The sequence below is a fragment of the Mucilaginibacter sp. P2_D11 genome, assembly GCF_056404435.1.
In genome coordinates this window covers 11,916-24,131 of record NZ_JBFUEA010000001.1, presented here as the reverse complement: position 1 = coordinate 24,131, position 12,216 = coordinate 11,916, and the positions used below count along the sequence as shown (strand labels likewise).

The 12,216-nt window shown below is 49.8% G+C and carries 10 protein-coding genes; 8 read left to right on the top strand and 2 right to left on the bottom strand.

Going from position 1 to position 12,216, the window contains the following annotated elements; all coding sequences use genetic code 11:
* Positions 1-244 precede the first annotated feature (244 nt).
* The 8 genes from AC1DXC_RS00105 to AC1DXC_RS00070 all read left to right on the top strand — a co-directional run bounded on the left by AC1DXC_RS00105 (position 245) and on the right by AC1DXC_RS00070 (position 9,930).
* Positions 245-1,060, top strand: coding sequence for a glycosyltransferase family 2 protein (locus tag AC1DXC_RS00105; RefSeq protein WP_477457084.1), 816 nt, complete (start codon positions 245-247; stop codon positions 1,058-1,060).
* Entirely contained in the window at positions 1,057-2,472 is a 1,416-nt protein-coding gene (locus AC1DXC_RS00100) for an oligosaccharide flippase family protein (protein ID WP_477457083.1), read from the top strand. Before AC1DXC_RS00105 ends, AC1DXC_RS00100 begins: the two co-directional genes overlap by 4 nt.
* Positions 2,473-2,604: 132 nt before the next feature.
* Complete coding sequence (locus AC1DXC_RS00095; protein ID WP_477457082.1) at positions 2,605-4,281, top strand: hypothetical protein; 1,677 nt, start codon at positions 2,605-2,607, stop codon at positions 4,279-4,281.
* Complete coding sequence (locus AC1DXC_RS00090) at positions 4,274-5,224, top strand: glycosyltransferase family 2 protein (protein ID WP_477457080.1); 951 nt, start codon at positions 4,274-4,276, stop codon at positions 5,222-5,224. Before AC1DXC_RS00095 ends, AC1DXC_RS00090 begins: the two co-directional genes overlap by 8 nt.
* Positions 5,224-6,300, top strand: a complete 1,077-nt coding sequence (locus AC1DXC_RS00085; RefSeq protein ID WP_477457079.1) for a glycosyltransferase family 4 protein — start codon at positions 5,224-5,226, stop codon at positions 6,298-6,300. The genes AC1DXC_RS00090 and AC1DXC_RS00085 overlap by 1 nt, the downstream gene beginning before the upstream one ends.
* Positions 6,297-7,430 carry a DUF1972 domain-containing protein gene (locus AC1DXC_RS00080; protein WP_477457078.1) on the top strand — a complete coding sequence of 378 codons (1,134 nt, stop codon included), beginning with the start codon at positions 6,297-6,299 and terminating at the stop codon, positions 7,428-7,430. Before AC1DXC_RS00085 ends, AC1DXC_RS00080 begins: the two co-directional genes overlap by 4 nt.
* The gene (locus AC1DXC_RS00075; RefSeq protein WP_477457077.1) at positions 7,390-8,718 is read left to right on the top strand and encodes an O-antigen ligase family protein; all 1,329 of its coding nucleotides are present in this window, start codon (positions 7,390-7,392) and stop codon (positions 8,716-8,718) included. The genes AC1DXC_RS00080 and AC1DXC_RS00075 overlap by 41 nt, the downstream gene beginning before the upstream one ends.
* Before the next feature lie 291 nt (positions 8,719-9,009).
* A complete protein-coding gene (locus tag AC1DXC_RS00070; protein ID WP_477457076.1) occupies positions 9,010-9,930 on the top strand; it encodes a nucleotidyltransferase domain-containing protein in 921 nt (306 codons plus the stop codon).
* On the opposite strand, the gene AC1DXC_RS00065 is transcribed toward AC1DXC_RS00070, so the two are convergent.
* Together AC1DXC_RS00065 and AC1DXC_RS00060 are read right to left on the bottom strand one after the other, a co-directional pair.
* Positions 9,931-10,749, bottom strand: coding sequence for a class I SAM-dependent methyltransferase (locus AC1DXC_RS00065; protein WP_477457075.1), 819 nt, complete (start codon positions 10,747-10,749; stop codon positions 9,931-9,933).
* A complete protein-coding gene (locus AC1DXC_RS00060) occupies positions 10,746-12,215 on the bottom strand; it encodes a B12-binding domain-containing radical SAM protein (protein ID WP_477457074.1) in 1,470 nt (489 codons plus the stop codon). Before AC1DXC_RS00060 ends, AC1DXC_RS00065 begins: the two co-directional genes overlap by 4 nt.
* Position 12,216 lies beyond the last annotated feature (1 nt).

Sequence of the window (12,216 nt, the reverse complement as noted above, 5' to 3'; positions counted from 1 at the left end):
AACCTAATCTTCCTACATCACGATGCTTCGGGACTAAAGGTTGCCTGTTTATTTAAAAAATATTTAAATTACTGATTTAAAACACCTTAATCGTCGCCCGATAAAATCATCCGATATTTATTTTCCTACCGGGAAACAGCAAGGCAACCCCGCACGCTTCACAAACGATATATTGATAGAGCCATGCATCGGCCTTTGGGCGCAGCGGGCAAATACTATCCGTCAATATATACAATATCTTCGCATGATACCGGTTTCCGTCGTAATTATCACCAGGAATGAAGAGGCTATTATTGGCCGCTGTCTCGAGATGGCAAGCTTGATAAGCAATGATATCGTCATAGTAGATAACGGCAGTACCGACGATACCATCGCCATTGCCCGCGCCTTTAATTGCCGTGTTTACCATAAGGCTTGGGATGGTTACGGTGCCAACAAAAACAAAGGCATAGCACTGGCAAAGCACGACTGGATATTGAGCATAGATGCCGACGAAGTGGCCGACACGCAACTGGTAGAGCAACTGCACAGACTCGTGTTTAAAGACCCTAATGTGGTTTATGATATCGCCTTCCGCTCCTACTTTGGGCAAAAGCGCATCAGGTACGGCACCTGGGGGCGCGATCATCACCGCCGCCTGTTCGACCGCAGCCGCGTAAGATGGTCAGAAACCGAAGTACACGAAACCTTGCTGCTGCCTGCCGGCGCGCAGATAGTTAAACTGGCGGGGCACCTGCACCATTACTCGGTAAACAATATGGAGGAGTGCAGGCAAAAGGCTGTACATTATGCCCGTTTAAGCGCGGCCAAATATGCCAACGAGGGCAAAAAGGCAGGCTTTTTCAAATGCCATTTTTCGGCGGCGTTCGGTTTTGTGATGAGCTACATCCTGCGATTGGGCTTTTTAGATGGCTTGGAGGGGCTGGATATTGCTTTGATGCTTTATGAAAATACGCGCCTTAAATATCAGTACCTAAAGCTTTTGCAAAGCCGCAAATACCTATCTTCGGATAAGCAGCCGGTAGCTAAAAAGCTGGCCGTAGAATACCGCTCATTTTGAAAAGCAACCTCTTCAAAAACCTTTCGGCGAATACTTTGCAATTGGCTATTAACCAATTGGCCGGTCTGGCGATTTTTTACCTGCTATCTACCGGGCTGGATAAAAACGGCTTCGGTATGTTGAACCTGGCCCTGGCCATATTGATGATGGCCTTTAACCTGCTCTCTTTCGGTATCGATCAGGTATCCATCCGCAAGATAGCCTCGGGCGAGGATAGCGGAGAGGTAATATCGCTTTATCTTTCGCACGTGGTGCTTACCGGCTTGCTGTTTTACGGCCTGCTGTTGCTGGCCTACTGGCTGGCCCCGGCAAACACGGGCTTCTTCCTCCTGCTTTTGCTGATTGGCGCCGGTAAACTGACGATATATTTCAGTACCCCGTTCAAGCAGGCGGCAAGCGGGTTGGAGCAGTTCAGGTTACTGGCGGCCATGCTGCTGGTATCAAACCTGGTGAGATGCATTGCTTTAACAGTGCTCGCTTTACTGCACCTCATCAGCCTGCGCAATGCTGCTTTGGTTTTTATTGCGGGGGATGTGTTGGAACTTATCATCAATGTCGTCATTTTTAGCCGCAGCACTAAGGTAACCTTCCGCTTAATGTGGCACAGGCAAAAATATGCTGCGCTGCTGCGCGAGGCGTTACCGCAAACGGGCGTAAACCTGCTTACCTCGGCCATGGCCCGTTTCGATTGGGTATTCATCGGCCTGATGGCATCGGCTGTAAAACTGGCCGAATACAGCTTCGCTTACAAGGTTTTCGAGATGAGCACGCTGCCCCTGCTGGCCATCGCACCCTTGCTTATCCCCCGCTTTACCAAAATGTTCAAGCATCATGCTGTAGACACTACCGCTCTTAAAAATCTTTGCCGTGCCGAAATGGTTATCGCCGCCTTTACGGGTTTGGTATTGAACGTGCTGTGGTCGCCCCTTGTAGATGGGGTTACTGCCGGCAAATACGGCGCGGTAAACAGCCTCGCGCTTTTTATCCTCACCCTCTGCATCCCCTTTTTATACCTCAACAATTTCCTGTGGACCATCTTTTTCGCCAAAGGCGAAATGAAGATGATACTTAAAGGTTTCGTGATCACTTTCCTGGTAAACGCTGTGTTGGATGTTATTATGATACCCTTATACGGCAACCCGGGCGCTGCTTTCGGTTTTTTGGCCTCCTGCATAGTACAGGCTGCGTTTTATATCAGCCATAACCAAATCAAAGCGTTAAACCGTATTTGGCAAAATCTGGTTATCTGCATAGCTTGTGCTTTGTTCAGCGGCTTTGCGGCAAAGCAATTGGGGTTTAATTGCTGGCTGGCCCTGGCGTTGGCTTCCCTATTGTATGTGCTGCTGCTATTCCTCACCCGGCAGCTAAAAGTCGGCGACGCAGCGGTGGCCAGGGCCGCGTTTACAGCATAATTATCGGAAGGCCTGTCCGCACAGGCAACCATACCCAATTCCCTGGCGTAATGCTTATAGCAAACCGGGGCGTACGTGGTGCTATCGCACCAAGTATTCCGCATACGCATCTAAACAACAACGCTAAGATCAATGGCCACCAGCCTCACATACCCCTACCTGCAAAAATGGAAAAGCTATGCCGATTGGAAGCTACTGGCCCTGCTGCTGCTTTTTCTCAACGTAAAGCTTGCAGTAAAAATCCCGGCTATCGCCATCATCTACCTGTTGCAGTTCGATTTTAAATTCGGCTTCAGCCTTAAAAACTCGCGGTTGCCCTTGTTTTATCCGCTCATCATCGTGCTTTCGCTTACCGGGCTCATCATCAACCGGGGGTATCAGGATATCAACTATATCATTGTCATCATCACGGGGGTATTCTTCTGGCTGCTGTGCATACTGGCTGTGCACCATGTTAAACTTTCTGTAGAAAAACACGATGCCGCAACCATCCACCGCACATTGCTGCTGTTTTTCATCATCAATGTAGCGGTATCGGCCGGCAACCTGCTGGCTATCATCTGGGAAACGCACGCCATAAACCCCTACACTTACCAAGGCAATTACCAAAAGTATTTCATCGGCACCGGCGATTATATCAAGGGCATCAGCTTCGATACCTCTACCACCAACGCCGCGCTGAATGCTATGGGCGTTATTTACTTTTTGGTGCGGCAAAAACCTGTTATGCTGTTGGCTAGCATGGCAACGCTACTCCTTTGTGGCAGTAATTTTGTCAACATCACCTTATTGCTGATACTCGCCGCACTATTTGCTTTCAGGAGTACCCGTGCGCAAAAAAGCCTCATCGTTACCTGCCTCATGTTCATGGTGGTGTTTATGGTGAAGGTATCGCCGCAGAATAATATTTACGTAGCCGAAACAATCAAGAATGCTTTCGAAAAGCAAAAACCCCATCCGGCTGCAGTGCAGCCAACCGCCGCCGTGTTGCCCATTACCCAACGCCCTGATTCGGTACTCACCCCCGACGAAAGGAAAGAGAAAATAGCGAAGCTTTACCTGGATAGCCTAAGCGCTGCCCAATACCTCAAAGACACCAAAGACAAGCCTCCCCTGGTGGCCGTAAAGCCGATCATCCGTAACGAGGAAGGGCGCATTATGCTGCCGCAAGACAGTATCCACACTGCTCGTTTTCAAAGCATAAAGGTGCCGCAGGCCGCGCAGCAGCCGCTCATCCGCTTCATCAACACGCACGATGCCGCATTGCCTATCTCTGCCAAAACAGTGAAAGTACCGCAACTGCCGGGCAAGGCTATCAGCATGCTGCAAACGGGTAAATTCTTGTTGCAGCATCCCGCCCGGATACTCGCGGGCGACGGCATCGGCAATTTCTCGTCGAAGCTGGCATTCAGGGCAACAGGGCTGGGGATTGCGGGTGGCTATCCGCATAAGTACATCTACATCAACCCCGATTTCTTAAAAAACCATCTGGATGTGTACCTCGATTTCTTCAGCAAACAAACGGGGTTGCATTCGCTTACCAATAGTCCGTTTTCGGTTTACAACCAGTTAGCAGCAGAATACGGCCTGCTCGGGTTATTGGCCTTTGCCGTTTATTACATATGGTTTTTTGCCCGGCATTACAAAAAGCTCACCTACGGTCTGCCCACACTGGCGCTAATGCTGGCGGTACTGTTGGTAGATTATTGGTTCGAGCAGTTATCCATCATCGTGTTTTTCGAACTGCTGCTATTCCTCAATATCAAAGAAACAGCCGAAGGGCAGGAAGGAGCCACAGCTTATGCCTGAGCCAAAGATTACCGTACTGATGCCTGCCTACAACGCCGGCAAGTACATTAGCGAAGCCATTGCATCGGTACTGGCGCAAACCTTTACCGATTTTGAGCTGATGATTATTAACGATGGCTCTACTGATAATACGCTCGAAGCCATCAGCGCTTTCGCCGATGAGCGCATCGTGGTTATCCACCAAAGCAACCAGGGCGTTGCCGCTGCTTTGAACAAAGGACTGAAATATGCCCGCGCGCCCTACATTGCCCGTTTCGATGCCGATGATATTTGTTACCTCCATCGGCTGCAAACGCAGTACAATTTTATGCTGGCGAACCCGGCCTACAGCATCGTAGGCTCTGAGGCGGATTATATTGATACCCATGGCGAGTTTTTGTTTACGCACCAATTGGCAGCTTACAGCAGCGACCAGATCACGGCCCTCCCATTCGATGTATGCCCCATGATACACTCCTGCGTGATGTATAAAAAAGACGCGGTTATTGAGGCAGGTGGTTATAATGAACACGCCTATACCTTTGAGGACCATTTTTTATGGGCCGGGCTGTTCAAAACCGAAAAAGCATGCAACCTGCCACAAGCCCTAATCAAGGTGCGCCTCAACCCCGAATCGGTTACTATCGACGAGAAATGGCACACCCGAAAATTCAGGTCGATAAAAAACACCTCGCTCAAAACCCAGCGTATCACCGCCAATGAAGGTGCCGAGCTTCAGCAGATAGGCAGCAGGCAATACTCGCCCAAAAACAAGCAAGGGGCCTACTATGCGCTCTGCGGCAAAAAATTCCTGCTGAACAATTACCAGCCGCTAAGGGCCCGCCACCATATGGCCAGGGCCATTGCGTTGCAACCGCTGCGGCTTGATAATTACCTGCTTTATGCCATCAGTTACCTGCCGCAACCATTCATCAACTGGTTGCATATCAATCTAGCCAGATAATGAAAGTAGCATTCATCACACGGTCGACTTTGCACACCGTCCCCGGCGGGGATACGGTACAGGTAATGCAAACAGCAAAGCACCTTGCCGGGCTGGGACTGCAGGTAGACATCAAATTGGCCAATGAGGCTATTGCTTATGAGGAATATAACCTGCTGCATTTCTTCAATATCATACGCCCGGCAGATATCCTTTACCACAGCCAAAAGGCGCGGAAGCCCTTTGTGGTTTCAACCATCCTGTGCGATTACAGCGAGTACGATAAGCACCATGCCAAAGGCTTGCGCGCGTTGCTAGGGTTATTACCGGTCAACAGTATCGAATACGTAAAGACCATAGCCCGCTGGCTGATGGGGAAGGACCATCTCTCAAGCATATCCTACCTGTGGCTCGGCCAGCGTAAAAGCATCCAAAAAATACTACGCGAGGCAACCTTAGTGCTACCAAACTCGGTATCTGAATATGAAAGGCTCATCAGTGCCTATAAGCATAGAGCGCAGTATCGGGTTATCCCCAATGGGGTTAATCCGGGGTTGTTCCACAACGATGATGCAACGGGCAAGGATGATTGCCTGGTACTGTGTGTGGCGCGGATAGAGGGTATCAAGAATCAGCAGAACCTGATAAAGGCACTCAACAACACGCGCTTCACTCTGCTGATGATAGGTGCTCATGCACCCAACCATGCGGCATATTACCGGGAATGTCTGGCTATGGCGGCTGACAACGTACGCTTCATCAGCCATATACCACAGGCCGAGTTGGTAGATTATTACCGCCGTGCCAGGGTGCATGTGCTGCCCAGCTGGTTCGAAACCACGGGACTAAGCTCGGTAGAGGCTGCTGCCATGGGCTGCAATATAGTGATAAGCGATAAGGGCGATACGCGCGAGTACTTTGGCAACGATGCCTACTACTGCAACCCCGCCGAGCCGCAAAGCATACTGGCAGCGGTAGAAAAGGCAAGCCAGGCCGCTTTTAACGAAAGCCTGCGGCAACGGATATTAAAACAATTTACCTGGCAACAGGCAGCTATACAAACTTATAAAGCATATCAAATAGCACAACCTACATGAAACTACGAATTGGCATATTGGGCACGCGGGGCATACCAAATTACTATGGAGGGTTTGAGCATATCTCTGAATATGTTTCGGCAGGATTGGTGCAAAAGGGCCACTCGGTAACCGTTTACAACTCGCACAACCACCCCTACACCGCGAGCAGTTGGAACGGGGTAGACATTGTGCACTGTTACGACCCGGAATACCTGGTAGGCACCGCCGGCCAGTTCGCCTACGATTTTAACTGCCTGCGCGATGCCCGCACCCGCAACTTCGATGTGGTGCTGCTGATGGGGTACACCAGCAGTTCGGTTTGGGGTCGCATGTATCCGCCAAACAGCGCCATCATCACCAATATGGACGGGCTGGAGTGGAAACGCTCTAAATACTCCAAACCTGTGCAGCGCTTTTTGAAGTATGCGGAAATGCTGGCCGTTAAGTATAGTCAGTTTTACATTGCCGATTCCAGAGTCATCGGCACTTACCTTAAAGATAAATACAGCATCGATAGCCGGTACATTCCTTACGGTGCGGATTTATTCTCGGAAGAAGAGCGCGAGCAATTGGATAAAACAGATGCCCAAAAAGAGGATTATTTTTTGCTGATGGCCCGCATGGAGCCGGAGAACAATATCGAGGCAATTTTGGAGGGCTTCAACGAAAGCGCATCTGCCAAAAACTTTAAGGTGCTGGGCGATACCGGCAACCGTTTCGGCAAATACATTACGCACCGGTTCAGGAACGATAGTCGCATACAATTCAAAGGCTCAATATTCGATAATTCGGTGGTGCGTTCGTTGCAGAACAACTCATACCTGTATTTCCACGGGCATAGCGTGGGCGGCACCAACCCTTCGTTGCTGGAAGCCATGGCCAGCGAGGCCCTCATTGCCGCGCATAACAACCCTTTTAATAAATCGGTGCTGCAAAGCGACGCGTTTTATTTCGACAATGCTGCTGAGGTACGTCGGTTGGTAGAGAACGTGCAGCGGCACGATACCGAACGGACCATGGTAAAAAACAACCTGCACAAAATACAGTACCAGTTTAACTGGGAAAAGGTGATAGACGAGTACGAGGAATTTATTTTGGAATGCTACCATGCCCACACCCTTGAAAGAATTGTTCCCGCGCGGGGATAACCTTGCCAACCGTATAAGCTATTATCATTTGGCCCTGCTGCTGCTGAGCCTGCCTTATGATATGTTCTACAGCCACCTGATACTCATCAGCTTTATACTGCATACGCTTATCCATTTAAAACGGGCGGAGGTAAAGCCCGTGTTCACTCTGCTTAACCTGGCACTGGCATCCATATTCTTCCTAACGCTCGCCGCTACTACTTACAGCATCAATAAGCCTGTGGCCTTTGCCGAATGGGGCAAGCAAATCACCATCCTGCTTTTCCCGCTGGCGTTCAGCCTCAACCCAATCGACCTGAAGAAATACCGCGCCCCGCTGATGCTCACCTTTGCGCTGGGCAGCATGGTGGCCATCCTTTACCTGTATATACAGGCATTCCGCGCCATCCGTTTTTACCATTTCCCGATATCGGCCATCTATTCTGCCGATTTTACCAACCATAATTTTGCTGGTCCGTTAGAGATACACGCCACGTTCTTCTCCATGCAAATTGCGCTCGCGCTGGCATATTTAGTAACAGAATTGATTAAGGCGAAGTCCGCAGGCTACCGGGTTTTATGCGCTTGCTGCACCCTTGTGTTAGCTGCGGGCATCATCCAACTCAGCTCCAAATCGGTATCGGTTGCTTTGCTCGTCATCATCAATATCGCCATCCCGCTATTCCTCCTAAGGGGCAAAAGTCTGCTGCGCTACACTGCCGTAACGCTGTCGGTTTCGGCTTTGCTTATCGCCGGCATTTATCAGATGGATAATTTTAAGGAACGATACATTACCGACCTGAAAACCGACCTGAGCAAAGCCAAAGCCAATGAACTTTTCGACCCCAGGCTGGCGCGATGGCAACTTGCCTTAAAGCTGGCAGCAAAATCACCCGTAATTGGCCATGGCGCAGGCTCGGAGATTGGGTTGTTGAAGGAAGAATTTTTCGGCCATCATTTCTACCGCTCGTACCTGGCGGGGCTGAATGCGCATAGCGAGTTCATCAGCCTGCTGATAAAAGCCGGGATTATCGGGCTTCTAATATATCTCGCTACGCTATATTCCGGCTTCCGGCAAGCTATCCGCAATGGCGATATATTGTTGTTCTGTTTTATGCTCATCATTGCTACGGTATCCTTTTCAGAAAATCTGCTTGATGTGGATAAGGGCATCTTCTTTTATGCGCTTTTCTTTTCGTTTTTGGTGTTCTCGGGTGAGGCGAGAAAAGAGGGTGGTAAGGTTGGGCGGCGGAAACTTAAAACATACGGTCGTGCCGAGTTTATCCCGGCACCCCACATGCAAAATTGATGCAGCGCAATGCGGTTGAGCATTGGGCCGACCTGTCCAGTGCCAGTAGGATCCTGAAACATTTACCCGTTCCATGTTTGTGCGGTGCGTCAAGGTGAGCTTGTCGAACCATAGCGAGCGGACCTTTATGCGCCCCCTTCGACGAGCCCAGGGTGACCCGGCGCTTCCTGGCAAACGCATAAATAGTTTATTAACAGGCAACCCAACACGCTTTTGCGCCGTCATATCTATAGCAACAAGCAGGTACAATCCGGGTAAGAACCGGGCATAAAACATATCTTCAGCAGCATCGTGTCACCAGTCCAAAAAAACATATTAGCCACCCTCGCGTATTTTGACATGTTCGATTACCCGTTGACGTACGGCGAAATCTTTCTGTTTCTGGGCGAGCGGCATTGCCGGCACGATTTCAACGATGCCCTCAATTGCCTGGTTGCGGGCAAAATGGTTTATCATCTGGATAAATACTACTCGCTGAAAAACGATTACCTGGTTATCCTTCGCCGCAACAAAGGCAATAAAAAAGCTGCTGAATTGATTGCCAAGGCCCGGGAAGTGGGTAGTTTCCTCATCAAATTCCCGTATGTACGGGGCATAGGCATTTCCGGCTCCTTATCCAAGAACTTTGCGGATGAGAAATCAGACATCGACCTATTCATCATCACCGCCAAAAACCGGCTTTGGTTGGCGCGCACGTTGATGCACTGCTTTAAAAAGCTTACCTTTTTGGTGAACCGGCAGCACCACTACTGCATGAACTATTATATAGACGAGCAGCAACTACAGATTGCCGAGCAGAACATCTACACGGCCATAGAAACAGATACGCTGATACCATTGGAGGGCGATGTAACCTTCGAGAAATTCTACGCCGCCAATGCCTGGACCCGCGCCCTGCTGCCCAATAAAACCCTGCGGCTGGCATCGGCAAAGCCCCTAAGGAATTACGCTTTAAAAAGGCTTGCAGAATGGCTGTTGGATAACCGTTTCGGCAATATGCTGGATGATGCTTTGATGCGTATAACCGCCCACAGATGGGATAAGAAAACCTCCCTTAAAAAGCTAAACATGCGTGGCTTGGTGATGAGTATGGCCACCGGCAAGCACTTTGCCAAACCAGATCCGTTAAACTTCCAAAAGAGGCTGATGGACCGGTACAAACAAAAGCTGACCTACGTGCTGCAGCAAACCGAGGAGCGCGTAGCGCAATAATCAAGCTTTCTTTTTCAAGGAGATGATATAGTAATCGCCGATATATTTCCAAGGCCAGGTGGCTTTAAGCTTATCCTCTCGCTTCACCAAAAACCGGTATAGCCGGGGATGTTTCTCCGCAAAACCCTCCATATACGATGGCGGCACAATGGTACAAAGGCCTTCTACGCCAAGCACCTCAAATCCCGCTTTCAAATGCTTTTTGATGTACGATGGCTGATAATACCAGCAGGTAAAATGCACGCCCTCTACATGCGCCTTGCGTCCTTTCGCACTGAAATACCTGCGAAATGCCGTCCTGAATTTCCCTTTGAATACAAGCAACATTTCCCAAAGGCAAAATTTGGGCAGTATAACCAGCGTTACCATACCGCCAGGCTTTAGCAGTGGGGAGAAGGAGGCCAGCACTTTATCGAGTTGGCCGGTACAGTTGAGCCCTGCAAAGTTGGAGAAAATGAGATCATACGATCCTTTGTTATTTAACTGCTCCAGGTGGTTAAAAGAGCATAGTTCATTGGTTACCCGGCCAGCCATTCCCGCTAATCGTACTTTACGTTGGAGTTGTTCCTGCATCCCTTCAGAGATATCGGTAGCATGAACCGTATGACCGTTCTGCGCAAAAAACATGGCATCTTCGCCGGTGCCGCTGTTGAGTTCTAATATGTGACTGCCTGGTTTTAGGTATTGCAAAACATGGCTGCGTACCCGATTGCGTTTGTAGGCAATGATGGTATCGGCCCCGTACAAGTCATCGAACACAGCCGATTGATTGCTGAAGGCTGCCCCGGCCAGTTGCTCGTTATGGATGGTCTCTGTCATAGCACACGTTCCAGGCGATTCAACTTCAGTTTTTCCATATAAGTACGTGGCGTGTGGTACAGCACCGAGAGGGCTTTTTTAAGGCTCTGCTTCGTCAGTTCTGCAGGATTTTTTAACAGCCTGGCCAGGTTACTCAGGGCCAGATGCTTATGATAGTTTTGGTGTACGTAACGATGCAATTGCTTATAATATGGCGCGGGGAAGGTGTTAGCGAACATCAGCGCCATTTCGTCTGAGTCTGTCCAGTTGGTTTTCTTTTTCAGTTCGGCTTTTACCCTGTCGTAAAACACGGTGCCCGGTAGCGGATAAGATACCGATATGCCTATCTCGAAAGGCAGCAAGCGGTTTATCATGGCGATAGTGAGGGCTATATCGCTTTTGGTTTCGCCGGGGTAGCCGAATTGTATAAAGAACGAGGGCTTGATGTGGTATCGCTTCATCAACGCAGTAGCAGTTTCTATCTGCGCTATGGTGATGCCCTTATCCATGGCATCCAGTATCTTTTGCGAGCCGCTTTCGGCACCTATCCACACATTTTCACAACCCGATTTGGCTAAGGCTGCCACCAGGTCTTCCTCCACCAGCAAATCGGCCCGCGATTGTATCTTGTATCTGATGATGATCTGTTGCTCTTGCAGGAGGCGGGCAAATTCCAATACCCAACCCGGTTTCAGGCCGAAAATATCGTCGCAAAACCAGATATGGTCTATCCCATAATTCCGCTTCAACAGCCTAATTTCCTCCACCACGTTTTGCGGACTGCGCGAGTTATAGCGGTTGCCATAGATAGGCTTGGCGCACCAGTTGCATTTAAAAGGGCAACCTCGCGTAGTGCCTATATTCACCGAAAAGTAGCCTGCGCTTTGCAGCCACATGGCGCGGTATTTAGCCATATCGGCCAGATCCCATGCGGGCAGGGGCAGGCTGTCCAAATCTTTAATCACGGGGCGGCCGGGCGTTTTAAAAGGCTTATCACAGATGCGGTAAGCCAATCCCATAATGCCCGCATAATCCATGCCGCCGGTTTTGATATGGTTGCACAATTCCAGCAGGGTATGCTCCGCTTCGCCTATGATGACGAAATCAGCGCCCTCGGCCAGGTAATCGGCATAGCGGTCGGTAGCATCAGAACTGGAAACGATTACCGTACAGCCCTGCGCTTTGGCCAGCTTACACATTTTGAAGGCAGCCTCCCGCATATTGGTGAGGCACATTTTGGTGAGGTAATTGAAGCCATCATCATATATCACGAAGAAGCCGGGCCTCTGGGCAAACGCGGGCATTACTTCATCGGCATCTGCAGAAAACATGGTATCGAACAGGCTCACTTTGTAACCTTCGCGGCGCATCAATGCGGCGGCACACAGGGTGCCCAAAGGCGCATAAGGTTGCCCTAAGGCCCATTGCTTCGGGTCGAACCGCAGGAAATAGGAATGGCTGAAGAGTATATTATTCAAGCTTTCCATC

Excerpts from the sequence above, each read along its gene's own strand:
- AC1DXC_RS00105 (WP_477457084.1), top strand. The coding sequence starts at position 245 with ATGATACCGGTTTCCGTCGTAATTATCACCAGGAATGAAGAGGCTATT.
- AC1DXC_RS00095 (WP_477457082.1), top strand. The coding sequence starts at position 2,605 with ATGGCCACCAGCCTCACATACCCCTACCTGCAAAAATGGAAAAGCTAT.
- AC1DXC_RS00090 (WP_477457080.1), top strand. The coding sequence starts at position 4,274 with ATGCCTGAGCCAAAGATTACCGTACTGATGCCTGCCTACAACGCCGGC.
- AC1DXC_RS00085 (WP_477457079.1), top strand. The coding sequence starts at position 5,224 with ATGAAAGTAGCATTCATCACACGGTCGACTTTGCACACCGTCCCCGGC.
- AC1DXC_RS00080 (WP_477457078.1), top strand. The coding sequence starts at position 6,297 with ATGAAACTACGAATTGGCATATTGGGCACGCGGGGCATACCAAATTAC.
- AC1DXC_RS00075 (WP_477457077.1), top strand. The coding sequence starts at position 7,390 with ATGCCCACACCCTTGAAAGAATTGTTCCCGCGCGGGGATAACCTTGCC.
- AC1DXC_RS00065 (WP_477457075.1), bottom strand. The coding sequence starts at position 10,749 with ATGACAGAGACCATCCATAACGAGCAACTGGCCGGGGCAGCCTTCAGC.
- AC1DXC_RS00060 (WP_477457074.1), bottom strand. The coding sequence starts at position 12,215 with ATGGAAAGCTTGAATAATATACTCTTCAGCCATTCCTATTTCCTGCGG.